Below are 24,310 nucleotides of genomic sequence, written 5' to 3'. Positions count from 1 at the left end.
GAGATGTCGCTCATTCACGGCGGAGTGCGTTTCGTCCCGACCCGCGCGGGCATCGTCAACCTGTGGGACTACCGCGACCAGGAGTTCTGTTTCGCCGACGGCCGCCTGGTGCTGCGCGGACCCAACGGGTCGGGCAAGACCAAAGCCCTGGAAGTGCTGTTCCCGTTCGTGCTCGACGGGCGCATCGAACCGCGCAGGCTCAACCCGTTCGCCGGTGAAGAACGCACCATGAAGTCGAACCTGCTCTACCGCAAGCAGGAGTCGGCCTACTCGTATGTGTGGATGGAGTTCGCCCGTGGCAGCTGGGACGATCCGGAGGTCGTCACCGTCGGCATCGGTATGCGCGCCACCCGGTCCTCGGACAAGGTGACCCGCTGGTACTTCGTCGCCGACGGCCGCGCCGGTGTCGACTTCTCCCTCATCGGCCCCGACGACCGCCCGCTGACCCGCAAGCAGCTCGCCGAGCAGATCGGCAGCGACGCCATCGTCGACCGGCCGGTGGAGTACCGCGCCGCCATCGACGCGCGCATGTTCGGGCTCGGTGTGCAGCGCTACGACCAGCTGATCAACCTGATCCTCACGCTGCGCAGGCCGCAGCTGGCCAAGAACCTCGACCCACGTGGCCTCTCGCAGGCGCTGACCGACGGTCTGCGGCCGCTCGACGAGCAGCTGATCCTGGACGCGGCCCGATCGTTCAGCGATATGGAGGAGGTCGGGCGCACCCTCGACGGGCTCGTCCAGGCCGACACCGCGACCCGCCGTTTCGTCGACGTGTACCGGAAATACCTTGCGGTGCAGGCGAAGACCGATGTCGACCAGGTCCGCACCCGGCTCGACGCGGTGACCAACGCCTCGACCGCCCTGTTCGCGGCGACCGCCCTGCGCACTCGCCGCGAGGCCGACCGCACCGAGGCCGAGACCAGGGCCGAAGAGGCCGACCACGCCTACGAGCAGGCCATCGCCGACCGCGAGAACCTGCAGCGTTCCAGCGCCTACGAGGGCAAACAGCAACTCGACGACCTCGCCGACGCGGTCCGCAGGCTCGAGACCTCGGCCGCCGTGCACCGCGACAAGGCCGCCGAGGCGAGCCAGACCCTGCAGCGCCGCGCCGAAGAGGCCGAGCGGGCCGCCGAGGCGGTGCGCACCGCCGCCGCCGCGCTGGTCCGCGGCGAGGACGCCTTGCGCGCCGCCGCCGAGGAAGCCGGCATCGAGTGGGTGACGCCGAGCGCCGACGGCCGCGGCGACCAGATCACCGCCGCCGTGCGCGGGCACGCGGAGGAACGCGATGCCGACGTCCGCGCGGTACGAAAAGCGTTGAGCCGCTGGGAATCCCTGGCAGCCGATCGCACCCGCGCCCAGCGCCTCGCCGAACGTGCGGTGGAGCTGCGCGATGCCGCGGCCGCCGAGGTGGCCCATGCCGAGGCCGCCGTCGCCCTGGCTCGCACCGAATCCGCTGCCGCCCTGCGCACCTGGTGGCAGACCAACTCGGCGGTCTTCGCGCCGATTGCCGACGGCATGCTGCCCGATGGGCACGGCACCGACCTGGCAGGTCGGTCAGGCGACACCGGCTCTGGCCTTGGCTCTGGCGCTGTAGGCCCCGACATACCACTCATCGCCGATCCGAATCGCCCCGGCCTGTTCGCCGCCTTGGAATCGGCCGTCGCCGCCGCGGGCGCCGAGGACGCTCTTTCCGCACACGAGGTGCTGGCCGAGTATTGCGAGCCCCTCCAGGAGCAGATCCGCACCCGCCGTCAGGACGCCAAGTCCAGGGCAGCCGCCGCCATCGCGCGCCGGGAAAGCCTTCGCGCCGAACGCAAGCGCGTGGCCGCTGAACGCGACGACGCACCGCCCCCGCACCCCACCGATTCCGGCGAACACGACGGTCTGCCCGGCGCGCCCCTGTGGCGACTTGTTCGCTTCGCGGACACGGTAACTCCCGCCGAAGCCGCAGGCATCGAGGCCGCCTTGCAAGCAGCCGGCCTCCTCGACGCCTGGATCTGCGGCCCCGACCTCCCGCCGGATGTCGACGGTGTTCGTTACCTGCTCCCGCTGCCCACCGAGGACCGCCCGACCGGCCGCACACTCGCCGAAGTCCTTGTCGTCGAGGAGAATTCCGACGACCTGTCGATCCCGACCGCGACCGTCGCCGACGTCCTCGCCTCGATCGCACTCGACGACGCATCGGCATCGGATACTGCGCAGGCATCCGCCACCGACGCGACGGTGGATACGGGCGCGATGACCGGTGCGACCACGCCCGCGGCTGCGACAACCGGGATGGTTTCGGCCCAACTCCAGCCTCTCCGCGTCCCGCTGACCTCGGCGGGCGACGCGGCCCCCGTCGTCATCGGCCCCTCCGGCAGCTATCGCCACGGCCTGCACGTGGGCCGCCACACGAAGTCCGAGGCCGAATTCCTCGGTGCGACCGCGCGCGCCCGACGCCGCGAACTGCGCCAAGCCGAGCTCGACGCGGCGATCGACGCCGCCACCACCGAGGCCGACGCCGCGAAAGCCGAAGAAGCAACGGCTACAGCCGAATTGGCCGCTATCAGCGCGGCGACCAAAGCGCTCCCCCGCCCCTCCGCGATCACCTCGGCCCTCCGCGCGGTCGCCGAGACCGCCGGCCTCATGCGGTCCAGGTCCGAGGCCGTCACCCAGTCCGAACGCGAACTCGATCAGGCGGTCGGCGAAGCCACCGCGATGGACAAGAAGCTGCGTGCCACCGCCCAGGCGCACCGCACTCCGACCGAGGCCCGCGAACTCGACGCGCTGGCCGCCGCGATCCGGCACTTCGAGAACACCGGCACCGGACTGCTGCGGCTGCGCGCCGAGCACGAGCGGGAACGCGAACGCGAACGCGAGGGCGCCGACCGCCACGACGAGGCGCGGGCGCTGGCCGAGGCCTTCGCCGAGGAGGCCGAGGCGGCCCGGCTCGGATACACCGAGCAGCAACGCAAGCTCGAGACGCTCCGCGAGGCACTGGGTGCGAGCGCCGCCGACATCGATCGGGAACTCGAGGCCGCGCGGTCCGCGATCGAGGCCGCCAAGGCCGAGCAGCGGGCCGCCCGCAAGGCCGCCAATGCCGCGATCGAAGCCGTCGGCGATGCCGAGGCCGCCTATCGCACCGCGAACGAAGCCCTCGCCACCGCCCTCACCGAGGTACTGGCCGAGGTGCGCTCGCTCGCGCCCTATGCCCGGCCCGACCTGCTCAGCCTGCTCGGCGCGGCCGTCGAGCACCACTGGCCGAGCACCGACGCCGCCTGGTCGACGCCGGAGCAGCTGCAGTACCGGATCGTCGCGGCGGGCCCCGAGACCGATCCGGTGGTGCTGCCCGACGAGGTGGCCGCCCTGTTCGCCGATCTCGACACCGCCACCGCCCAGGTGCGGGCCACCGAGGCCGGGCGCAAGTCCACCCGCTCGGCGGTCACCAGCGCGCTGCAGGAGTTCGACGCCGCGCTCACCGCCTCGGGCCGCGACTACCGGCTGCACTGGGACGCCGCCGACGGCCTCACCGTGGTGGCCGTGCACGACGAGAACGGCCAGGCCGCGCTCGCCGATTTCGCCGCCCGCATCGACGCCGCCCGCCGCGATCAGGAACTGCTGCTCACCGACGCCGAACGCCGCATCCTGGAGGACGCGCTGCTGACCGGCCTGGCCCAGCAGATCCACGAACGCACCAGCGACGCACGCGAACTCATCTCCCGCATGGGGGCGGAGATGAAGCAGCGCCGGATGTCCTCGGGCAACACCATCGGGGTGCACTGGGTGCTGGCCGACGGCCTGTCCGAGGCCGCCCGCGCCATGTGCAAGCTGCTCGACCGCGACACCGCGGCGCTGAGCCCGGAGGATCTGGGTGCGGTCCGCGCCCACTTCGCCGCCGAGATCCGCGCGGCCCGCACCGCCCACCCGGAGCGGTCCTACCCCGAGATCCTCGCCGCCACGCTCGATTACCGCACCTGGCGGGTGTTCTCGTTCACCCTCATCAACGGGGACGGCAGCGAGGACAAGCTGACCGTGGCCCGGCACAGCGCGCTCTCCGGTGGCGAGCAGTCGGTCTCGCTGCACCTGCCGCTGTTCGCGGCGGCGCACGTGATGCTCGATTCGGCCGATCCGCAGGCACCGCGCCTGCTCGCGCTGGACGAGGCGTTCGCCGGTGTCGACGACAACGGCCGCAGCGAATTGCTCGGCCTGAGTGTGCAATTCGATCTCGACCTGTTCATGACCGGCTACGACCTGTGGATCACCTACGGGCACGTCCCCGGCTGCGCCCACTACGACCTCGCGCATTCGACCGCCGAGAACACCGTCAGCGCGACGCTGCTCGTGTGGGACAGCGGCGAGCTGCTGGCCGAGCACGACGGCGGCGACCTCACCACCGCACTGGGCTCACCCAACCGGCGCCGCGTCCCCAACACCATCGAGGGTGGACTCACTCTGGAGGGCATGCCGGGCGAACCGGCGCGGGTGGGCTGAACACCCGGTGCCGCAACCGGCCTTGACGCCACGCTGCGACGGCGACACCGTGGTGGCCAGGGAATTGCCGGACACCCGAGACCGACCGGTTTTCTCCACCGGGAATTGTCGCATCGAATTTCCCGGAATCGGTTGCTCGAAATCCTCAGTGCTGCCAGGATTTTGCTCACGTGACGGCGACGACCCGGTCGGGCCGGCACGGTCACGGTGCGGTCGCCATCGCACGCCATCAGCAAGTCTTCAGGGGATCGTCGTGCGATATCGACAGAATCAACACCTCCCACCCCGGTCTGACCGGCAGGTTTCCGGTTTAGCGCAGTGCCGCGCATTCGTGCGATCCGGCCGGTCACGGTCGCCGCGTTTACCGATGCGCTGAGTTCGCCGGAACTCGGCCGACTCAGCCCGATGAAGGTGCCGGAAATACTCGCCGGAATTGGTCGGTGGCCGTTGCTGGCCCGCCTGCGCCGCGGTCGCCATTCCATCGATCCGGCGCCGACCTTCCCATGCCCACCGCCGGATGTGACCACCATGCAGCTACCCGTCCCCCTGCGGGACACCACCCGTCCGCTCGAAACAGCGCTCACCGCCTCGGGCGCGGGCCGGCTCTCCGGCATCCTGCGGGTCACCGGCGAGCCGGGCGGTGACATCCGGTTCGCCGACGGGCGGATCATCGCCGTGAATACCTGCGGCGCACCGGGTTTCGACGTCCTTGACCGCGAGGAGCAGCCACTCGGCGCGGCCCGCACCCGCCTGCTGCGGATGACGGCGGCCGTCGACGGCGTGTTCGCCATCGCGGCGGGCTGGATCGATCGCTGCCACTGGATCGACGCCGATCCGGAGGTCTTCGCCGGCGAGGACCTCGGCTACGAATCCGAATGGCTGCTCGGCGAGACCGCACGCAGACTGTCCGCACTCGCCCACGCGGGCCTGTCGCCGCATCGGAACCTGCTGGCGCTCACCGATTTCGGCCGCTCGATCCGTGACGCGGGTGACAGCGCCGCCATCCTGCGCCTGGTCGACGGCACCCGCACCTGCCGCGATCTCGCGTTCCTGCTCGGCCGCCCGCTCTACCCGGTCACCGTCGAGGTCGCGCGCCTCCTCGCCTGCGGGCAGCTGACCGTGCCCGCCCCGCCCGCCGCCGACCAACCACCTGCCACCGCAGGCGGGGGCATGGTCGACCCGGCGCTCCCCCGCCGTCGCCGTGGCGCCAGCGGAATCAACGACACACTCCGGCCGCGCCCACCGCAGGCCGCGCCCCCGTCCACGACCTCCGTGGACGTGCCCGACCCTTCGCCACGGCGGAGAACCGAGAGGATCTCATGAACCCCAACGGCACCCCAGCCAACATGACCGAACACCTCGGCGCGACGGTGAAATCGCTGCGCGCCGAGGTACCCGACTGCGTCGCCGCGGGCATCATCGACATGTCGACCGGCATGCTGCTGTCGGTGGAGACCGTCGACAACCACCCACCGGAGGTCCTCGACCTGCTCGCGGCCGCCACCCTCGACCTGTTCCAGGGCCGCAATGTGGTGATGATCGAGGACATCTGGAAGGAGCGGCGCGGCATCCGCAGCGACGACCACTATTTCCAGGAGATCCTGGTCAACTCCAACAACCTCACCCATCTGTTCTTGCGTGCCGAGAGCCGCGACGACCTGGTGGTCGTGGTCGTCTGTCGCAAGACGGTCAATGTCGGCATGCTCTTCGCCCAGTCGCGCCGGGTGCTCAAGGACGCGGGCAGGCTGTAGCACGGTTCATTCTTCCAGCGCGGACGCGACGCGCCCCGCCAGCTGCCGCAACCTGGTGCGCAGTTCGGGCGAATCGTGCACGCGGAAACGCACGCCCAGTGACATCAAGTGCACCGCAAGCCATTCCGGGTCGTCGTCGCGGGTCTCGGTGAGCCTGCAGGCGGTGTCGCCGTCGGCGGCCAGCGAGTCCACGGACTCGCCGAGCCTGCCCTCGACCCGCCTCAGCGGCGCGTCGATCGTCACGTCGACCCGGTATTCCGTTGTGCCCCAATCGGTCCGGTTGCCGCCCACGTATTCGGCGGCATCCGCGGCGGGTAGCTGTCGCGTGACAATGCGGGCGCCGGTGGGCTGCGGGCTCTCGATGCGGTCGGCGCGAAAGCTGCGCCACGCCTGGCGATCGAGGTCGTAGGCGACGAGATACCAGCGCCTGCCCGCCGCCGCGACGCCCACCGGTTCGACGTGGCGGCGCGACTCCACACCGGCCGCGTCCCGGTAGCGCAGCCGCAACCGTTCCCGGTTGCTCACCGCGGCGGCGAGGGTGGTGAGCACCTCCGGATCGACCGTGGGCCCGGTGCCCGCGCGCACCGCGACCGCCGCGCCGACCACCCGCACCCGCCTGCGCAACTTCGCGGGCAGGACCTGTTCGAGCTTGGTCAGCGCGCGCACCGACGCGTCCTCGATACCGGCGACGGCTTGCCCGGCCGCGACCCGCAGGCCGACCGCGACGGCCACCGCTTCGTCCTCGTCGAGCACCAGCGGCGGGAGCGCCGAGCCGGCGGTGAGCCGGTAGCCGCCGGTCGCGCCCAGGGCGGCCACCACCGGGTAGCCCAGCTCACGGAGCCGGTCGACATCGCGGCGGACCGTGCGGTCGGTGACGCCGAGCCGCTCCGCGAGCTCGCTGCCCGGCCACTCGCGAGGCAGCTGCAACAGCGAGAGCAAACGGAGCAGGCGGGCGGCGGTATCGGTCATGTTCGCCATTCTGCCCGGCATCTAGGACCAGAACTGTCCTAGATGACTTCTACCGTCGAGAACACACCGACCGAGGAGAGCACATGACGACCATCCGCCCCTTCCGCATCGACATCCCGCAGGCCGACCTCGACGACCTGCGCGACCGCCTGCGCCGGACCCGCTGGGCGGCGCCGCTGCCGGGTACGGGCTGGGATCGCGGCGTGCCGACCGACTACCTGCGTGAGCTGGCGCGCTACTGGGCCGAGGACTTCGATTGGCGCGCACAGGAATCCGCGCTCAACGCGTTCGGGCAATTCGTCACCGAGATCGACGGCCTCGACGTGCACTTCCTGCACGTCCGCTCCGCCGAGCCGACTGCGGTGCCGCTGCTGCTCACCCACGGCTGGCCGCTGTCGTTCGTCGAATTCACCCGCACCATCGGCCCGCTGACCGATCCGCGGGCGCACGGCCTCGACCCGGCTCTCGCCTTCCACGTCGTGGTGCCGTCGGTCCCCGGATTCGCCTTCTCGGCCGCGCCGCGCGACACCGGGATGACCACGGCCCGGGTGGCCCGCATGTGGACGACCCTGATGGACCGCCTCGGCTACGACCGCTACGGCGCCCAGGGCGGCGATCTCGGCGCCTACATCGCCCCCGAGATGGCGCTCGCCGCACCCGAGCACGTCATCGGCGTCCATCTCGACGGCGGGATCGGCATGCCGACGGCTGCCGACGTGCCGACGATGTCGGACGAGGACCTCCTGCAGTGGGAGGAGATGCAGCAGTGGATGACCGGCGGCGTCGACCACCACACCCTGCTGCGCGCCGCGCCGCAAACCTTCGCCCTGGGCTGGAACGATTCCCCGGTGGCGCTGCTGGCCTGGCTGATGCAGAAATTCCAGGAGTTCACCCCGATGGCCGACCTGGCCGAAGACGTGATCGCCCGCGACCATCTCCTCACCAATATCGCGATCTACTGGTTCACCCAATCCATCGGCACCTCGTCCTGGCCGATGTACAACGGCCTGCGCGACGGCGGTTTCGCCTGGCCGACCGGCCAGAACCTGGTCCCGACCGGCGTCTACGGCGGCGGCTCACCCCTGATGCGCACACTCGCCGGCCGCGACAACAAGATCACCCACTGGCCGTCCGGCAACCCCGGCAACCACTTCGTCGCCATGGAGGAACCCACGGCCCACGTCGCCGACATCCGGACGTTCTTCGCCGCCCTCCGCTGAACCCACCGAGCCGGGCATGCGTCACGCTGTCCGGCTCGTTCGGCTACCGCAGACCGGCTGCGGATGTGGTGCCGCCCCGCGTCACCGCATGCTGGCGTCGGGGACCCGGGGTGGGCACGCCGCGCCCGGTGCGGTGACGAGTTCGAAATGCCACCATTCGTTGTCGAAGGTGCGGCACAGGCCCCAGCGGTTGCCGTTGGTTTCCAGCCACTGGGCGCCGACCTGGGGGCCGACGTCGACGGCGTGTCCGGAGACGTGGGTCGATTCCTCCGGAGGCAGGACCCAGCGGCGGGCTTCGTCGGGGCTGCCGTAGGTGGCGAGGCCGTCCTGCCACAGCATTTCCTGCTGCTCGTGCGTGCGATAGCCCGAGGTGATCGACAGGGGGACGCCCTCGGCGTGCGCCTGCTGTTCGGCGAGTGTGTAGGCCAGGGCCAGCGACGGGTCGAGGCCTTCGGTGCCCGCGGCGGACTGGAACTGTTCGCGCTGGTCGGGAGTGCCCGGCTGGGCATCGGCGAGGCCGATACCGACGGCGGTCACAGCCGCGGCGGCCGTCATCGTCACCAGCATCCGGTCGGCCACCCGGCCGAGCACAGTAGTCATGGGCGGAATTCTATCGACCGCGCTCGCGCCCGAGCCGTCCGTGGGACGGGCGCGAGCGCGGCCGAGGTCACCGACTCGTCTGGTCGATGCGTGGCGGCCGGGTGGGTTCGGCCCACAAGTCACCGCCGGAGCGGACCGGCCATCGGCCGGGTGCCGCGGTATGGAGCGGCTGGGCTGGGTGCTGCCGGTGGCGTCCGGGGACGGGTCGGATCGCGCGATGCACCGCCACCGCGGTCACGGCGCCGATCAGCATCAGACCCACCCAGACCAGCCGGTCCGCCCCGGCCGCCCGCGCGGCGCCGAGCACTGCTCCCGTCACCAGATTGCCCGCCAGGATCGCGACTCCGACGATCGTGTTGTAGAACCCGTAGTGGGTCGCCACCAGCTTGCCGTCGGCCATCGAGACGACGGTGTCCATCTCGAAGGGAAACACCGCCGCGGTCCCGACCGCCAGCACGGCGGCCGCCAGCAGCAGGGCCACCGTGGCCGCCACCGGCCCGAACCGCGCCGGGCCGGGCACCAGCGCGAGCGGCAGAAACGCCGTCGCCAGCACGCCGACGCCGAGGACCAGTCCGCGACCGATCCCCCAGCGCGCCCGGAACCATGCGGTGATCCGCACCTGCCCGGCGACGGCGACCACACCGGAGACCACGAAGATCAGCGCGGTGAGAACCTGTGCACCGGCGCCGGCGATGCTGTCGGCCTGCAACGGCAAGGCCAGGTACACCTGGAACGACAGCACATACGAGCCGCCCATCGCCACCGCGAACGCCACGAACCGCCGGTTTCCCGCGATCGCGCGCCACTCCGTCAGCACCGACCCGGTCGTGGTGACGCCCTTCCGCTGCGGCAGCGCGCACAGCTGTGCCACCGACAACACCGCGAACACCACCGCGGCGGCCGCGGCCGTCCACCGGAAATCGAGGCCGAGCAAGGCGATTCCCAGCAGCGGCCCCGCCAGGATGCCCGCCTGATAGAACACGTTGAACACCGCGAACGCCTCGACTCGCCGATCCCCGGCCTCGGCGGCCAGGTATGCCCGCACCGCGGGATTGAACAGCGCACCCGCGAACCCCGTTGCGGCGGAGGCGATCAGCAGCATCGGCAGCGAGGTGGCGAAGATCAGCGCGGCGAATCCCGCGGTGCGCAGTACACATCCGGCCACGATGAGCGGCTTGTAGCCGAGGCGATCGGCCAGCGTGCCGCCGAGCAGGAACATCCCCTGCTGCGAGAAGTTCCGCACCCCGAGCACCAGGCCGACCGCCCAGGCCGCCAGGCCGAGCGGACCGGACAGGTAGCCGGCCAGGTACGGCATCAGCATGTAGAAACCGAGATTGATGCCGAACTGGTTGATCATCAACAGGCGGGCGGGTGTGTCGAAACCGGCGAAAGCCCGCAGGGTTCTCATGCGATCACCGGTCCCGCGCTCGCGTCCCGGCCGGTCGGCGCACCGGGATCGACGACCGTCGCGCACCGGGTCCAGGACTCGACCACACAGTCGGCGGGGTGGGCGATGGTCGCGGGCGCCACCGGGGGCGGGCCGGTGAGCAGGCCGTGTTCACGGCAGTAGCCGTCGTTGTACACGGTGTCGAAGTAGCGGTGCGGACCGTCGGGGAAGATCGCGACGATCCTGGTCCCCGGATCGGCGGTCCTGGCGGCCCAGCCCGCGACGAGGGCGACCGCGCCGACGCTCCAGCCGCCGGTGGCGTAGTGGGTGGCGGCCAGCGCGCGGCAGGCCCAGACGGCTTCCGCCGGTGCGACCCAATGGATCTCGTCGAACGCGCGGTAGTCGACATTGGCCGGGCGAATGCTCGAGCCGAGCCCCCGCATCAGCCGTGGCCCCGCGGGCTGACCGAAGATCGTCGAGGCCACCGTGTCGACGCCGATCAGGCGCAGCCGCGGATGATGCCGCCGCAGCTGCCGCGCGACACCCGCGGAATGGCCGCCCGTGCCGACCGCGCAGACCAGCACGTCGATACGGCCGAGCTGCGCGAGCAGTTCGTCGGCGAGCCCGGTGTAGCCGTCGGCGGCGTCGGGATTGCTGTACTGGTCCGGGCACCACGCCGTCGGTTCGGCGGCGAGCAGTGCGGCGACCCGGTCCCGGCGCGCCTGTTGCCAGCCACCGGTGGGGTGCGGACGCTCGACCATGTCGACCTGTGCGCCGAAGGCCGTCAGCATGCGCGCGACCATCGGCTCCAGCCCGGGATCGGTGACCACGGTGACCGGATGGGTGTAGGCCAAGCCCGCCAGCGCGAGGCCGAGCCCGAGTGTGCCACTGCTGGATTCGACGATCCGGGCACCGGGTGCGAGATCGCCGCGCTGCTCGGCCCTGCCCACCATGTGCAAGGCGGGGCGATCCTTCATTCCGCCGGGATTGAATCCTTCCAGCTTGGCCCAGAATCCCCGGTCGGCGCCGGCGAGCGGCGCACCGACCCACATCACCGGGGTGTTGCCGACCAGCGCGTGCGGTCGGTCTGCGATCGAGGGAACGGTCCGGTCGAGCACGTATTCCTGCATGTCTGTCGCTTCCTGTGTCGTCCGCCGGGCACGGCGGAACTGACGAGAACGGGCAGCGGACACCGGCCGGCCACACGGGACCGGCCTGGCGCTGACCGATCAGCGTCGACAGATGCAGAACTGGGTGAGGATGTCGCGGCCCTGGCGGTACCGCGGCGACGAATACGGCGGTCCGCGTGGTGCGACCGCCGGGTGACCGAGGCTCGCGACGAGCACGACGACCAGCGCCGCGAGCAGTCCCAGCGCCGGGAGCACGAGCCCGCTGTCCGGCGCGGCGGTACCGACCAGGCAGTGATCGGGCACCGGGTGGTCGGGGACGACGAGGCCGGCTCCCTCAGCGACGGCGGCGACCAGGCCGAACGACGCATCCGCGCCGTGATGGTCGTCGTGATGCACCGTCGTGCAATCGATCACGAGCGCGCACACGGCGGCCACGACCATGAGGAACGCGCACAGGACACCCGCCCGGCGCCGGGAAGGACGGGCAGTCGAGTGACCCACTCGTGCCTCCTTCCGCTCGTCGCCGGTGACCTACGCCGACCAAGCTACTACGTCGATGCGTAGACGCAGGTCAGCCCGGTGCAGCACGGCGATCCGGGGGCGGAGGGGGCTAGCGGTGCTGTCGCCGGCGGGCGATCTCGCGGCCGATCTCGGTGGTCGGCGGCTCGCCGTAGAGCCATTCCCTGGCCAGTCGGTGCCAGTTGGCACGCACCCGCAGCTGGCCGAGGGTGGCGAAGGTGAACAGGTCGGCGCGGCGGGAGAAGACGTGTTCGGGCGGGAGCAGTTGCCTGCGCATGCCCTGGAATTCGGCCGAGCGCGGGTCGACGGCGAGAAGGACGGCGCTGGTGGCCAATTCGGGGGTGATGGTGACCTCTTCGTCGAGCAGGTGCCAGCCGCAGGCCGCCCACACGTAGGCCAGGCATTCCTCGACGGTGACGCCGGCGTCCGGGTCGATGATGCCGCGCCCGACCCAGGCCGCGTACAGGTCCTCGGGGCGGTCCTCGGCGGCGGCCCGCAGGCAGGAGCGCTCGAAATCGACGTGCGCGGGGTCCATCCGGTTGTAGAGCCCGAAGTCGACGAAGGCGAGCCTGCCGTCCTCGGCGAGCAGCACATTGCCCGGGTGCGGGTCACCACAGAACTCGTTGTCGGTGAACAGGGTGCCGAGATAGAAGCGGTAGATCAGCTCGCCGTAGTGGTTCCGGTCGGTCGCGGGCAGGGTCTGCAGATGCGAGAAGGAATGTCCCGGTACGTATTCGGTCACCAGCACGTTGTGCGAGCAGTGTTCCTCGATCGCGTCCGGCACGGTGATGTAGGGGTGGCCGCGATAGCGCTGCGCCACCCGACGCTGGGTCCGCGCCTCGCGCAGGTAGTCGAGTTCGCTGCGCAGATTGGCGGCGATCTCCTCGAGCACTCCGGTGTCGGCCATGCTCGGCAGCACGGATCTGGCCATCTTGCTGAGGAATTCGAGATTGCCGATGTCGGCATGGACGGCCCGTTCCACCCCGGGGTACTTCACCTTCACCGCCACGGCGCGGCCGTCGCGCAGGGTCGCGCGGTGCACCTGGCCGATCGAGGCCGCGGCGATCGCGGTCTCGTCGAAATCGGCGAAGACGTCCGCCAGCGGCCCGAGGTCGTCCTCGATCACCCGGCGCATCGTGGGGAACTCGACGGCGGGCGCCCGGTCGCGCAGCGCCGCGAGCTGGCGGGTGAACTGCGCACGGTGCGATTCGGGGACGAAGTCGAGATCGAGCACCGACAGCATCTGGCCCAGCTTCATCGCCGAGCCCTTCATGCTGCCCAGCACCTCGACAATCTGCTGGGCCGTCTTCATCGCCGACCGCTCGGCCAGCACCTGCCGGGCCTCCTCGGTGCGCCCGATCATCGACAGCCGTGTCCCGACGCCGCGCACGGTCTGCTCGGCGGCCAGCCGCCCCAGCTTCGCGCCGCGTGCGACGCGCCCCGAGGGCGGAATTTCGGTGGCCGCCATTTCCACCCCCGTCGAGCCGGTCCAGCGCATGTCGCGGGTCACACTACACCGAGGTCCGCGCACCGGCGGACGAACGAAGACCCCGGGCCGCACGTGGCGACGCCGGGGTCTTCGAGGTCGGTGTCCGACCGGGACGGTTACACGCGTTCCTTGGAGCGGGTGCGCACGCGCAGGGCGATGGGCTTGGAGGTTTCGGCGAAGAAGTCGTTGCCCTTGTCGTCGACGACGATGAAGGCGGGGAAGTCCTCGACGTCGATCTTCCAGACGGCTTCCATGCCGAGTTCGGGGTACTCGAGGACCTCGACGTTCTTGATGCAGTCCAGGGCCAGGCGGGCGGCGGGGCCGCCGATGGAGCCCAGGTAGAAGCCGCCGTGCTCGTTGCAGGCCTTGGTGACCTGGGCGGAGCGGTTGCCCTTGGCGAGCATGACCATGGAGCCGCCCGCGGCCTGGAACTGGTCGACGTAGGAGTCCATGCGACCGGCGGTGGTGGGGCCGAAGGAGCCGGAGGCGTAGCCGTCGGGGGTCTTGGCGGGGCCCGCGTAGTAGACGGCCATGTCGCGCAGGTACTGCGGCATGGGCTCGCCCGCGTCGAGGCGTTCCTTGATCTTGGCGTGCGCGATGTCGCGGGCCACGACCAGCGGGCCGGTCAGCGAAAGCCGGGTCTTCACCGGGTATTTCGACAGTTCGGCGCGGATCTCGTCCATCGGGCGGTTCAGGTCGATCTGCACCACGTCGCCGCCGAGGATGTCCTCGGTCTGCTCCGGAAGGTACTGGGCCGGTTCGGTTTCCAGCTGCTCCAGGAAGATGCCGTCCTTGGTGATCTTGGCCAGCGCCTGGCGGTCGGCCGAGCAGGACACCGCGATGGCGACCGGGCAGGACGCGCCGTGGCGAGGCAGGCGGACCACGCGCACGTCGTGGCAGAAGTACTTGCCGCCGAACTGCGCGCCGATGCCGAACTCGCGGGTGAGCTGGAACACCTCTTCCTCGAGCTCGAGATCACGGAACGCGTGCCCGGTGATCGAGCCCTCGGTGGGCAGGTTGTCCAGGTAGTGCGCCGAGGCGTACTTCGCTGTCTTCAAGGCGAATTCGGCGCTGGTGCCGCCGATGACCACGGCGAGGTGGTACGGCGGGCAGGCCGCGGTGCCGAGCGAGCGGATCTTTTCGTCGAGGAACTCGAGCATGCGCTCGGGATTCAGGACGGCCTTGGTCTCCTGGTACAGGAACGACTTGTTGGCCGAACCGCCACCCTTGGCCATGAACAGGAACTTGTAGACCGGGTTGTCGGGGGTGCCCTCGGTCGAGTACAGCTCGATCTGCGCGGGCAGGTTGGAGCCGGTGTTCTTCTCGTCCCACATGGTGATCGGGGCGAGCTGGGAGTAGCGCAGGTTCAGCGTGGAGTAGGCGTCGAACACGCCGCGACTGATCCACTCGGCGTCGTCGACCCCGGTCAGCACGCCCTCGCTCTTCTTGCCCATCACGATCGCGGTGCCGGTGTCCTGGCACATCGGCAGCACGCCGCCCGCGGAGATGTTCAGGTTCTTGAGCAGGTCCAGCGCGACGAAGCGGTCGTTACCCGAGGACTCCGGGTCGTCGATGATCTTGCGCAGCTGGCGCAGGTGCGCGGGGCGCAGGTAGTGGCTGATGTCGTGGATCGCCGTCTCGGTGAGCAGCCGCAGCGCTTCGGGCTCGACCTGCAGGAAGGTGCGGCCGTTGTGCTCGAAGGTGCTGACCCCCTCGGTGGTGAGCAAGCGGTACGGCGTGTCGTCGGCGCCGATCGGCAGCAGATCGGAATAGCGGAACTCCGGCGCGGTCACGAATCGCACTCCTCGGGTGGCTGGTCACAAAGCACTCGGAAGCCTATCGACCACCCGCGCCCACCTGCTGGTTAGGCAACCCTATGTGACGCACGACAATTGCCTGAACCAAGATCGAGGTTGCACGTTCAACCCAAACGGTGCTACCCATTCTCCGGACGGTGGCGGGGTGTGCACCGTTCCAATCCGAAGCCTGCACCGGAGAATCTGGAGCTCGATCGTGACCGATCCACAGTGGCTCGATGATGTCGAAATGCGTGCCTGGCTGGGCTATGTCCGGACCCGCGACCTGATCGCCGCGGCGATCGGGCGTGACGCGGGCCGGGCAGCGAACCTCAGCTGGGTGGAGTACTCCGTGCTGGTCTATCTGGCCGACGCGCCGGGTCAGCGGCTGACCTTCGCCGATCTGGCCGGTGCGCTCGAGTGGTCGCAGAGCAGGCTCTCGCATCAGATCACCCGCATGCAGAAACGCGGGCTGGTGGCCAGGGAGACGATGCCGCACGATCAACGCCGCACCGTCGCCCGGCTCACCACGGCAGGCGGGCAGCTCCTCACGACCGCGGCGCCCGCACACGTGCGCAGCGTGCGTCGGCACATGATCGACGTGCTCGACCGTGGCCAGCTCGCCGCGCTCGCCGAGATCTACGACGTGCTGATCGACCATCACCGCAGTGCGGCAGACGGATTCGGGCCGACCGGGCGTGGCCCCGCCGCACAGCCGGTCGACGAGCCCGCCGCGGATCTGGCGTGACCAGGTGCCCGCGGCGGTAGCGCCGACGCAGCGTGCGCTACGACCCGGCACTGTCACCGGAGTCGGGCCTGCTGTTCCCGAGACCGCCGCGCTGGACGGTCCCGCCACTGTCCGGCACGCCACGGTCGTAGACACCCGTTCCGGACGGGCGGAGGAAACTGCCGGCGGCCAGGGCGACAGCGGCGCCGATCGCCGGGTACACCAGCGTGTCCGTGTGCTGGTACCAGAAGTTGGCGTAGCGGGTGTCGGAGGTGCCGCACAGGCCGTCGGCCACGCGGGTCGACGATGTCGTGTCCACGCAGATCCCGACGGCGGTCGGTTGCGCGGCGGTGCTGGTGGTCGGGCGGGCCGAGGTGGTGGCGGACGGCGTGGTCGTCGTCGGCCGCGCGGTGCTCGTCACCGGGGGCTTCGTGGTGGTCGCCGCGCGGTGCGCCGGTGCGCCGGTGCCGCACCCCGCCGACACGAGTGCCATCGCCACCAGCGCGGGCAGCGTGCAGGATACGCTGCGCGACTTCATGACTCGGGCTCGCTGCCGCTCGCCCCTGGATCCCCCACGCACGATGTCCCCCTCGATTCGGTACCGAATCCGACGATCCTAGCGGCGCGCCGTGACCCGCGTACCGCGAACGACCGCGGCGGCGGACCTCGTCGTGGACGAGGCCCGTCGCCGTGGACCGGTGCTACTTCTGGACGAGATCCGCTGTGGTGAGCGGTCGTTCGAGGTCGGCGGGCACCCCGAGGGCCCGCTCGAAACCGGCGGGCACGATGATGTCGCCGCGGTCGAGCTCGGCGATCGAGGTCTTGCGCAGGCCGAGCAGCGCGGAATCGATACCGCCGCGCAGGATGTCGAGCACGTTCTCCACGCCTGCCTGCCCGTTAGCCGCCAGGCCCCACAGGGAGGCGCGGCCGATCAGCACCGCGCGGGCACCCAGCGCCACGGCCTTGACGACATCGCTGCCACGGCGGATACCGCCGTCGAGCACGACCTCGATCTGGTCACCGACCGCGTCGGCGAGCACCGGCAGCGCCCGGATCGCGGCCGGGGTGCCGTCGAGATTGTTGCCGCCGTGGTTGGACACCGAGATGCCCGCCACGCCCGCGTCGACCGCGCGCAGCGCGTCGTCGACCCGCATCACGCCCTTGAGGAGCACCGGGCCGTCCCACTGCTCGCAGATCCAGGCGACGTCGTCCCAATCGGGCGCGGGAGTCTGCATCCACTCGCCGTAGGCGCCGAAGAAGCCGGGGGCCGCGCCGCCGCCGACCGCCATGTTGGGTGCGGTGAGGTCGGGGATGGACCCCGAGCGCAGGTAGGTGGCCAGCCAGCGTGGGCGGGCCAGGGTCTGCGGCGCGAACTTCATCATGGTGCGCAGGTTCAGCGATTCCGGGATCACCGGGCTGCCCCAGTCCCGGCCGTGCGAGAACGACCAGTCCAGGGTCAGGATGAGCCCGACCGCGCCCGCCGCCTTCGCCCTGGCCATCCGCTCGAGGATCTGGTCCTTGTTGCCGCACCAGTACAGCTGGAACAGCGTGGACGGGTTGGCCGCGATCACCTCTTCGATCGGCTTGCTCGCGAACGAGCTCAGGCCCATGGCGATACCGCGCGCGGCCGCGGCCCTGGCGACGGCGACCTCACCGTCGGGGTGCACCGCCTGCACGCCGGTGGGCGAGATCAGCACGGGCATCGAGAGCTGCTGACCGAGCACGGTGGTCGACTGATCGCGCTCGCCGATCGGGCCCGCGCAGTGCGGGGCGAAGCCGAGTTCGGTGAACGCGGTCTGGTTGTCCTCGATGGTCTGGCCGCGTTCGGAGCCCGCGATCAGCGCCCCGTACACCGATTTCGGCAGGCGCTTGCGGGCGCGGCGCTGCGCCTCGGCAACGGTCTCGAACCAGGGATTCATCGACGTGGTCCTTCCTCACGATCCTGCGGCCACCATCGGCCCAGGTCTTCCAGTAGTGCGGTGGCGGCCGCGCGTAGCAGCGCGGCGCCTTCGTCGGCGCTCGACCCGGTGGGGTCGCCGAGAATTCCGTTGGGGCTCACGGCCCGTACACCGCCGGCACGCAGCAGCGGCAGCAGCTCGGTCAGCGGGCGCTGGTCGCCCGGTTCGGCCAGCTCGGCGCGCACGTGGTCCGGCGACAGCGCGAGCTGGATCGAGGTTTCGGTGCGGCCCGCGTGCGGGTCGCCGCCGTAGCCGGGCGAGAACAGCCGCACGTCGCGGGACTCCGACCGCAGCAGTGCGACAGCGCGGCGCAGTGCCTCGACGTTGCCGCCGTGCCCGTTGACCAGCACGATCCGCGAGAAAGTGTCGGTGGCCGACCGGCACAGTTCCACGACCAGCAGTTCCAGCGCGGCCTGCCCGATCGACAAGGTGCCCGCGAACCCGGCGTGCTCACCGCTGGCGCCGTAGGGAACGGCAGGCGCGACCAGCACGTCGGGCCGCTCGGCGGCGACCAGGGCGCACACGGCGGCGGCGATGTCGGTGTCGGTGGACAGGGGCAGGTGCGGGCCGTGCTGCTCGGTGGCGCCGAGCGGGATGGCCAGGACCACTCCCGCGGCGGCACAGGTGCCCGCCTCGGGCCATGTGAGGTGGGCCACGAACATGGTTCCGACATTAACGACAGTCACTGACATAATCAAGAGCGCGCAGAGTCCCTAGTCTGTATCCATGTCAGCCCCGACGCCGCGCGCTCATCGCGGTCGCCCACCGCGCACCACGCGCCGCGAACTCGAAGTCATCGCGATGAAGCTGTTCGCCGAGCACGGGTTCGACGACATCACCGTCGAACGCATCGCGGCCGAGGCCGGTGTCAGCGAACGCACCTTCTTCCGGTACTTCCCCAGCAAGGCCGAGGTGCTCTGGCACCAGTTCGACAACGAGGTCGCCGACCTGCGCGACGCGTTCGCCGCGGTTCCCGACGACGAGCCGATGATGGCGGCGGTGCGCCGAATCGTGGTGGCGGCCAACAGATATCGCGCCGAAGATATCCCCGAGCTGCGCACCAGGATGCGCCTGGTCTCCGGCGTCCCCGCGCTCTCGGCGGGCGCGGGCGCGCACTACGACGCCTGGGAACGCGCGGTCGGCGAGTTCGCCGCCCACCGGCTCGGCACCACCGCGGGCGACCTCGTCCCCCTGGCCGTCGGCCGCACCACGCTGGCCGCCGCGCGGGCCGCCTTCGACGCCTGGCTCGAGCGCGGCGACACCGATCTGACGGTCTATCTCGACCGCGCGCTGCGCGCCCTGGAACGTGGGTTCGCCCCGGAGTAGCCCACGAGCGGCGAACAACCCGCAGGTTTGGGCGGCATCTGGGATGGGGTATGAGTAGGCTCGGGTCAAAGCGCGCTGTGCGCACCGAGAATGTCCGTCGAAAGGGGCAGGAGTTTCCATGTCCGAGGTGTCCATGAGTCTTTCGGCGGATTCGCTGCCGGCGCGCCCGGTAGACAACTTGCTGCCGCAATTGGTCGACCACCTCCGGCAGAACCGCACCGCCCTGCGTGAGGAATGGGCCCGGCGCATCACCGACGCCCAGCTGCTGACGGCGATGACCCCGGAGGAGATCTTCTCCGAGGCCACCTCGATCTTCGACAACTACGTCGAGGTGCTCGAGACCGGTAGCGTCGAGGCACTGCAGGCATACGCCCGCGATCTGTCCGAGCGCATCATTCCGCGAGGCGTCGAGACCGACGAGGTCCTCGGCATCGTGCTGCTGCTGCGCGACGTGCTGGCCCGCTCGCTGTTCTCCAAGTACCAGTCCAACTTCGAGCTGCTCAACCAGGTGCTCGACGCCTACGAGCCTGCCGCCAACCGCATCGCCAACACCGTGGGCGTGTCGTTCGTGCAGGAGCGCGAGCGCGTCATCCGCCAGCAGCAGGAAGCAATCCGCGAGCTGTCGACGCCGGTGCTGCAGGTGCGCGAACAGCTGCTCATCCTGCCGATCATCGGTGTGCTCGACTCCCAGCGCGCCCGCCAGCTCACCGAGCAGCTGCTGCGCGCCATCCGCGCCAATCGCGCCAAGGTCGTCGTCATCGACATCACCGGTGTGCCCGCGATCGACTCGGTGGTGGCCAACCACCTCGTGCAGACCGTCGACGCGTCGGGCCTGATGGGCGCCAACGTCATCATCACCGGTCTGTCCTCGGAGATCGCGCTCACGCTGGTCACCATCGGCCTGGATCTGTCCAAGATGAACGCCGTCGGTGACCTCCAGGGCGGTATCGAAGAAGCCGAGCGCCTGCTGGGCTACGAGGTCTCTCGGGTCACCGAGCGCGCCGGTGAGCGGGACGGGCGCTGATTTCCTCACCATGCCGGTACCTATTCTCAAACAGGGCACGTTCCTGATCGCTTCGGTGCAGTCGGCGTTGACCGATGCCGACACCGAGCGGTTGCAGGACGACCTGATGAAGCAGGTCAGTCGCTATCGCGCGACCGGCATCATCGTCGACGTCACCGCGATCGACGTCATGGACTCCTTCGCCGCGCGCTCGCTGCGCACCATCGCGCACATGACCCAGCTGCGCGGCGCGGAGACCGTCATCGTGGGGCTACAACCCGAGGTCGCCTTCGCGATGGTGCAGCTCGGTTTGACCTTCGAGGACATGCACACCGCGCTGGATCTCGAAGAGGGCCTCGCCTGGCTGAACCGGCACCCGCGCCGACGAGATGGTCGTGACAGTGGCCGCTGAGCAGGTGGCGATCGCGGTCAAGGTGTCCGGTGACATCGTCATCGCCCGGCAGGCCGGACACGAACTGGCAGCACAACTCGGCTTCACCCTCACCGACCGCACCATGATCTCCACCGCCATCTCCGAAATCGCCCGCAATATCACCAGCTACGCGGGCAGTGGAGAGATTCGCTTGCTCGTCGACCTGCGCGAAGGCAGGCGCGCGCTCGTCGTCCAGGCCGAGGACCAGGGTCCCGGCATCAGAGACATCCCTCGTGCATTGGAGGACGGATACTCCACCGGCCGAGGCCTCGGTCTCGGCCTGCCCGGCGCACGCAGGCTGATGGACCGGCTCACCATCGATTCCGCCCCGGGCCGCGGGACGTTGATCGAGATGTGGAAGTGGGTACCCGACGGTGCATGAAGACGGGATTATCGGCCGCACGGAATGGTCGACGGCCGGTCGGGCACTGCCCGGGCAGGAAGTCTCCGGTGATCGTGCCGTCATCCTCGACACCGGCGACGGCGGCGCGCTCTTCGGCGTGCTCGACGGGCTCGGGCACGGCGCGGCGGCGGCCGACGCGGCCGACCGCGCGATGGTCATCCTGTCCGACAATCGCGGCGAACCGCTGGATGTGCTGATGGTGCTCTGTCATCGCGCGATGGTCGAAACCCGCGGCGCCGCAGTCTCGTTGGCGCTGATGGGTCCTGGCGAGACGTTGCAGTGGCTCGGTGTCGGCAATGTCGAGTCGCGGCTGCTGACACTGGGCCCCGCGGGTCCGGAGCTCCGGGCGACCATGCTGCTCACCGGCGGCATCGTCGGCTACCGGTTACCCTCGCACCTGCAACCGCAGACGCTGCCGATCCGCCCCGGTGACCTGCTGCTGATGGCGACCGACGGGATCGTCTCGGTCGGCCCCGAGTCGATCGACCTGGCCCGCCCCGCCACCGCGATCGCGGGCGATCTGCTCGCCCGCGACGCCAAGGACACCGACGACGCCCTCGTGCTCGCGGCCCGCTTCCGCGGAGCCTGCCCGTGAAAGGTTGCCGATGACCGCTGGCCTGGCCGCATTTCTGGACGACTACTCGGCTGCCTTGCGCCGCCACGTCGCCGCGCCCGGCCAGGCGGGCCTCACCGAGGGATACGACCTCGGCAGGCGTGCCCTCGTGGAGGGCATCAGCCTGCTCGACCTCACCGAGAACCATTTCCGGGCGGTCGCCGAGTACGCGGGGACGCAGGCCGATCCGCGCAGCGCCGAGGTGGCGCTGGAATTCCTGCTGCAGACGATGGCCGCGCTCGACATCGCCACCCGCGGCTATCTCGACGGCACCCGCCGCTACGAGCAGCAGCGCTCGCGCGCCGAGGATCTGGCCGGCCGCGACGCGTTCCGCACGGCGCTGGTGGAGTCGCTGCAGGACGGGTTCTTCGTCGCCGACTCGCACGGCACCATCGTCGAGGTGAACTCCGCGTTCGGGGTGCTCACCGGGTACGGCGCGGACGACGTGCCGTACCGGCCACCCCATCCGTGGGCACTGTCGGACAAGGCAGGCTATCCCCAGATCGGTACGGAGGCATCGCGTTTCGTGATGCCGGTGCGTCACCGTGACGGCCGGGAGCGCTGGCTGGCGGTCAGCGCCAGCTCGCTGGTGAAGCAGGAGAACAACGAGCAGATCTTCGTCGGCACCGTGCGCGACGTCACCGCCGAACACGATGCGCAGGCCCGCGATCAGGCGGCCTCGCGGCTGGCCACCGCGGTGGGCGCGGCGACGAGCATGGTGGAGGTACTCGCGGTCGGGCTCGACGAGTTGCGCCGGACGATGGGCGCGCAGACCGCGCTCGTGGCGGTGTGGCCGAGCCGGACCGGGCAGCCGGACGTGTATTCCTGCGGCGAGCCGCCGCTCCCCGAGCCCGCTGTCACCGAAAGTGCCGAGGGCGCACCACGATTCGTCGCCGCTCCGGTCTCGGACCCCACGCGGCGGGTCACCCTCGGCGAGGACGTGCGGGCGCTGCTCGATCGCTCGCGCAGGCAGCCCGCGCGCGGCCTCTCGGCCATCACCGGCGAGGAAGGCGGCGTCGACGCGGTGATCGCGCCGCTCGGCGAGACCGGTGATGCGGCGCTGTGGGTGCGCTTCGGTGCGCCACGCGCGATCAGCGCGGCCGACTGGGCGCTGTATTCGCTGCTGGTCGGTCATCTCAGCGTCGCGCTGCAGCGTGCCCGCAACTTCGATCAGGCCCGCGCGACCTCGCTCACCCTGCAGCGCGCGATGCTCGGCCCGATCGAGCTGCCGCCGCGCTTCTCGGTGCACTACGAGCCCGCGTTGCCGCCGCTCGAGATCGGCGGCGACTGGTACGACGTGGTGCCGCTGCGGGACGGCACCATCGGTGTCGTCGTCGGCGACTGCGTCGGCCGTGGTCTGTCGGCCGCGGTGGTGATGGGCCAGTTGCGCACGGCGGCGCGCGCTTTGCTGCTCCGTGGCGCCGGGCCTGCCCAGCTGCTGGCCGAGCTCGACGCCGTCGCCGCCCGGATCCCCGGCGCCATGTGCACCACGGTGTGCGCGGCCGTGCTCGACCCGGAGCGCGGCATGGTCCGCTACTCCAATGCCGGCCATATGCCGCCGGTCCTCGCACCACCCGGCGGACCGGGCCGGGTCCTCGAAGGCGGACGTGCGGTGCCACTGGCCACCTTCGACACCCCGCGCAGGCCGGAGGCCACCACGGCGCTGCCGCCAGGCGCGACCCTGGTGCTGTTCACCGACGGGCTCGTCGAGCAACGTGGGTACGACATCGACGAGGGCTTCGTCAAGATCGCCGGCGTGCTCAGCGAGACCGGCGGCGCACTCCCCCGCGACGTCGCCGACGCCGTGCTGTCCCGGCTGTGTCCGCCCGCGGGCTACGACGACGACGTCGCGATGGTCGTCTACCGGCAGCCGCCCGAGCCGCTGCATCTCGACATCCCCGCTGCCGCATCGGAATTGACGGGCCTGCGGCGCAGCCTCTACCGCTGGTTCGCGACCGCCGCCGTCCCGCACGACCTGGCCGCCGACCTGGTCGCCGCCGCCAACGAGGCGTGCAGCAACAGTGTCGAACACGCCTACCGCGACACCGAGCCCGGCCGCGTCACCCTCACCGCGACGTGTGAAGGCGACCGCGTGGTCATCGAGGTCACCGACTCGGGCCGCTGGATTCCCACGCCGACCGATCCCGGTTACCGCGGCCGCGGCGTGGAGATGATGCGGGTGCTGACCGAGGATCTGGAATTCAGCCACGACGAGAACGGCACCCGGGTCCGCATGTGGGTGACCCTGCCGTCGATAACATTTCCGACAGCAAATCCCCTGCGTGGGTCGACACGGCCACCCGAACAGTCACCCAACAATACGTTCCGATAACACCCGGTGTACTCACCGCGCGAAGAGAAATGCCGGTCACAACGGCATTCCGTGACCGCGACCCAGTCGGCACCCTTCGCCAATACCCGCCCTGACCAGGTTATTCGGCAGAATTTCAAGATTTCGTTAGCGAATCTCACCATCCTTGAACGCGTGAATCCACGTTTGCTACGGTGTGAAC

Annotated in this window: 21 protein-coding genes; 11 read left to right on the top strand and 10 right to left on the bottom strand. The window is 70.4% G+C overall.

Features of this window, described 5'->3' with window-relative positions; all coding sequences use genetic code 11:
* Positions 1-3 precede the first annotated feature (3 nt).
* The 3 genes from ACFVAV_RS11145 to ACFVAV_RS11135 all read left to right on the top strand — a co-directional run bounded on the left by ACFVAV_RS11145 (position 4) and on the right by ACFVAV_RS11135 (position 6,224).
* Positions 4-4,473: an SbcC/MukB-like Walker B domain-containing protein gene (locus tag ACFVAV_RS11145; protein WP_379033455.1), complete on the top strand. Its 4,470-nt coding sequence runs from the start codon at positions 4-6 to the stop codon at positions 4,471-4,473.
* Positions 4,474-4,791: 318 nt separating this feature from the next.
* Positions 4,792-5,796 carry a hypothetical protein gene (locus ACFVAV_RS11140; protein WP_379033452.1) on the top strand — a complete coding sequence of 335 codons (1,005 nt, stop codon included), beginning with the start codon at positions 4,792-4,794 and terminating at the stop codon, positions 5,794-5,796.
* Positions 5,793-6,224 (top strand): hypothetical protein, encoded by a 432-nt coding sequence (locus ACFVAV_RS11135; protein WP_379033450.1) that lies wholly within the window; start codon positions 5,793-5,795, stop codon positions 6,222-6,224. The genes ACFVAV_RS11140 and ACFVAV_RS11135 overlap by 4 nt, the downstream gene beginning before the upstream one ends.
* A 6-nt stretch (positions 6,225-6,230) precedes the next feature.
* Here the strand turns inward: ACFVAV_RS11135 and ACFVAV_RS11130 are convergent, their stop codons facing one another.
* Positions 6,231-7,193, bottom strand: a complete 963-nt coding sequence (locus ACFVAV_RS11130; RefSeq protein WP_379033447.1) for a helix-turn-helix transcriptional regulator — start codon at positions 7,191-7,193, stop codon at positions 6,231-6,233.
* An 83-nt stretch (positions 7,194-7,276) separates the two neighbouring features.
* On the opposite strand from ACFVAV_RS11130, the gene ACFVAV_RS11125 reads away from it, so the two are divergent.
* Positions 7,277-8,413: an epoxide hydrolase family protein gene (locus ACFVAV_RS11125; RefSeq protein WP_379033444.1), complete on the top strand. Its 1,137-nt coding sequence runs from the start codon at positions 7,277-7,279 to the stop codon at positions 8,411-8,413.
* 81 nt (positions 8,414-8,494) lie between these two features.
* Here ACFVAV_RS11125 and ACFVAV_RS11120 read toward each other — a convergent pair whose 3' ends face one another.
* The 6 genes from ACFVAV_RS11120 to ACFVAV_RS11095 form a co-directional block, all read right to left on the bottom strand.
* Positions 8,495-9,013, bottom strand: a complete 519-nt coding sequence (locus tag ACFVAV_RS11120) for a M15 family metallopeptidase (protein WP_379033441.1) — start codon at positions 9,011-9,013, stop codon at positions 8,495-8,497.
* A gap of 67 nt (positions 9,014-9,080) precedes the next feature.
* On the bottom strand, positions 9,081-10,421 hold the full coding sequence (locus ACFVAV_RS11115) for an MFS transporter (RefSeq protein ID WP_379033438.1): 1,341 nt from the start codon (positions 10,419-10,421) through the stop codon (positions 9,081-9,083).
* Positions 10,418-11,530 (bottom strand): PLP-dependent cysteine synthase family protein, encoded by a 1,113-nt coding sequence (locus ACFVAV_RS11110; protein ID WP_379033435.1) that lies wholly within the window; start codon positions 11,528-11,530, stop codon positions 10,418-10,420. The genes ACFVAV_RS11115 and ACFVAV_RS11110 overlap by 4 nt, the downstream gene beginning before the upstream one ends.
* Before the next feature lie 99 nt (positions 11,531-11,629).
* A complete protein-coding gene (locus tag ACFVAV_RS11105) occupies positions 11,630-12,031 on the bottom strand; it encodes a hypothetical protein (protein ID WP_379033432.1) in 402 nt (133 codons plus the stop codon).
* Positions 12,032-12,140: 109 nt separating this feature from the next.
* Positions 12,141-13,517, bottom strand: a complete 1,377-nt coding sequence (locus tag ACFVAV_RS11100; RefSeq protein WP_379033607.1) for an ABC1 kinase family protein — start codon at positions 13,515-13,517, stop codon at positions 12,141-12,143.
* A 137-nt stretch (positions 13,518-13,654) separates the two neighbouring features.
* Positions 13,655-15,331, bottom strand: coding sequence for a fumarate hydratase (locus tag ACFVAV_RS11095; RefSeq protein WP_379033428.1), 1,677 nt, complete (start codon positions 15,329-15,331; stop codon positions 13,655-13,657).
* 220 nt (positions 15,332-15,551) lie between these two features.
* Here ACFVAV_RS11095 and ACFVAV_RS11090 point away from each other — a divergent pair, with 220 nt between their 5' ends.
* Positions 15,552-16,082: a MarR family winged helix-turn-helix transcriptional regulator gene (locus ACFVAV_RS11090; protein WP_379033425.1), complete on the top strand. Its 531-nt coding sequence runs from the start codon at positions 15,552-15,554 to the stop codon at positions 16,080-16,082.
* A gap of 37 nt (positions 16,083-16,119) precedes the next feature.
* On the opposite strand, the gene ACFVAV_RS11085 is transcribed toward ACFVAV_RS11090, so the two are convergent.
* From ACFVAV_RS11085 to mftE, 3 genes are all read right to left on the bottom strand, one after another.
* Positions 16,120-16,599, bottom strand: a complete 480-nt coding sequence (locus ACFVAV_RS11085; RefSeq protein WP_379033422.1) for a hypothetical protein — start codon at positions 16,597-16,599, stop codon at positions 16,120-16,122.
* A gap of 163 nt (positions 16,600-16,762) precedes the next feature.
* The gene (gene mftD / locus ACFVAV_RS11080; protein WP_379033419.1) at positions 16,763-17,980 is read right to left on the bottom strand and encodes a pre-mycofactocin synthase MftD; all 1,218 of its coding nucleotides are present in this window, start codon (positions 17,978-17,980) and stop codon (positions 16,763-16,765) included.
* The gene (gene mftE, locus ACFVAV_RS11075; protein ID WP_379033416.1) at positions 17,977-18,681 is read right to left on the bottom strand and encodes a mycofactocin biosynthesis peptidyl-dipeptidase MftE; all 705 of its coding nucleotides are present in this window, start codon (positions 18,679-18,681) and stop codon (positions 17,977-17,979) included. Before mftE ends, mftD begins: the two co-directional genes overlap by 4 nt.
* Before the next feature lie 64 nt (positions 18,682-18,745).
* On the opposite strand from mftE, the gene mftR reads away from it, so the two are divergent.
* The 6 genes from mftR to ACFVAV_RS11045 all read left to right on the top strand — a co-directional run bounded on the left by mftR (position 18,746) and on the right by ACFVAV_RS11045 (position 24,129).
* Positions 18,746-19,345, top strand: coding sequence for a mycofactocin system transcriptional regulator (gene mftR, locus ACFVAV_RS11070; protein ID WP_379033413.1), 600 nt, complete (start codon positions 18,746-18,748; stop codon positions 19,343-19,345).
* Positions 19,346-19,463: 118 nt separating this feature from the next.
* Complete coding sequence (locus ACFVAV_RS11065) at positions 19,464-20,369, top strand: STAS domain-containing protein (RefSeq protein ID WP_379033410.1); 906 nt, start codon at positions 19,464-19,466, stop codon at positions 20,367-20,369.
* Between the two features lie 10 nt (positions 20,370-20,379).
* Entirely contained in the window at positions 20,380-20,760 is a 381-nt protein-coding gene (locus ACFVAV_RS11060; protein WP_379033604.1) for an STAS domain-containing protein, read from the top strand.
* A complete protein-coding gene (locus ACFVAV_RS11055; RefSeq protein ID WP_379033408.1) occupies positions 20,738-21,163 on the top strand; it encodes an ATP-binding protein in 426 nt (141 codons plus the stop codon). The genes ACFVAV_RS11060 and ACFVAV_RS11055 overlap by 23 nt, the downstream gene beginning before the upstream one ends.
* A complete protein-coding gene (locus ACFVAV_RS11050) occupies positions 21,156-21,779 on the top strand; it encodes a stage II sporulation protein M (RefSeq protein ID WP_379033405.1) in 624 nt (207 codons plus the stop codon). Before ACFVAV_RS11055 ends, ACFVAV_RS11050 begins: the two co-directional genes overlap by 8 nt.
* Positions 21,780-21,789: 10 nt before the next feature.
* Positions 21,790-24,129 carry a SpoIIE family protein phosphatase gene (locus ACFVAV_RS11045; RefSeq protein ID WP_379033402.1) on the top strand — a complete coding sequence of 780 codons (2,340 nt, stop codon included), beginning with the start codon at positions 21,790-21,792 and terminating at the stop codon, positions 24,127-24,129.
* Positions 24,130-24,310: the final 181 nt, after the last annotated feature.

The organism is Nocardia sp. NPDC057663, from assembly GCF_042799895.1.
Lineage (GTDB): Bacteria > Actinomycetota > Actinomycetes > Mycobacteriales > Mycobacteriaceae > Nocardia.
This window is presented reverse-complemented; position numbering and strand designations above follow the sequence as displayed.

What these genes read in the sequence shown, in the direction of transcription:
- ACFVAV_RS11145 (WP_379033455.1), top strand. Translation starts at nt 4, where the DNA reads ATGTCGCTCATTCACGGCGGAGTGCGTTTCGTCCCGACCCGCGCGGGC.
- ACFVAV_RS11135 (WP_379033450.1), top strand. Translation starts at nt 5,793, where the DNA reads ATGAACCCCAACGGCACCCCAGCCAACATGACCGAACACCTCGGCGCG.
- ACFVAV_RS11130 (WP_379033447.1), bottom strand. Translation starts at nt 7,193, where the DNA reads ATGACCGATACCGCCGCCCGCCTGCTCCGTTTGCTCTCGCTGTTGCAG.
- ACFVAV_RS11125 (WP_379033444.1), top strand. Translation starts at nt 7,277, where the DNA reads ATGACGACCATCCGCCCCTTCCGCATCGACATCCCGCAGGCCGACCTC.
- ACFVAV_RS11120 (WP_379033441.1), bottom strand. Translation starts at nt 9,013, where the DNA reads ATGACTACTGTGCTCGGCCGGGTGGCCGACCGGATGCTGGTGACGATG.
- ACFVAV_RS11115 (WP_379033438.1), bottom strand. Translation starts at nt 10,421, where the DNA reads ATGAGAACCCTGCGGGCTTTCGCCGGTTTCGACACACCCGCCCGCCTG.
- ACFVAV_RS11110 (WP_379033435.1), bottom strand. Translation starts at nt 11,530, where the DNA reads ATGCAGGAATACGTGCTCGACCGGACCGTTCCCTCGATCGCAGACCGA.
- ACFVAV_RS11100 (WP_379033607.1), bottom strand. Translation starts at nt 13,517, where the DNA reads ATGGCGGCCACCGAAATTCCGCCCTCGGGGCGCGTCGCACGCGGCGCG.
- ACFVAV_RS11085 (WP_379033422.1), bottom strand. Translation starts at nt 16,599, where the DNA reads ATGAAGTCGCGCAGCGTATCCTGCACGCTGCCCGCGCTGGTGGCGATG.
- mftD (WP_379033419.1), bottom strand. Translation starts at nt 17,980, where the DNA reads ATGAATCCCTGGTTCGAGACCGTTGCCGAGGCGCAGCGCCGCGCCCGC.
- mftE (WP_379033416.1), bottom strand. Translation starts at nt 18,681, where the DNA reads ATGTTCGTGGCCCACCTCACATGGCCCGAGGCGGGCACCTGTGCCGCC.
- mftR (WP_379033413.1), top strand. Translation starts at nt 18,746, where the DNA reads ATGTCAGCCCCGACGCCGCGCGCTCATCGCGGTCGCCCACCGCGCACC.
- ACFVAV_RS11065 (WP_379033410.1), top strand. Translation starts at nt 19,464, where the DNA reads ATGTCCGAGGTGTCCATGAGTCTTTCGGCGGATTCGCTGCCGGCGCGC.
- ACFVAV_RS11060 (WP_379033604.1), top strand. Translation starts at nt 20,380, where the DNA reads ATGCCGGTACCTATTCTCAAACAGGGCACGTTCCTGATCGCTTCGGTG.
- ACFVAV_RS11055 (WP_379033408.1), top strand. Translation starts at nt 20,738, where the DNA reads ATGGTCGTGACAGTGGCCGCTGAGCAGGTGGCGATCGCGGTCAAGGTG.
- ACFVAV_RS11045 (WP_379033402.1), top strand. Translation starts at nt 21,790, where the DNA reads ATGACCGCTGGCCTGGCCGCATTTCTGGACGACTACTCGGCTGCCTTG.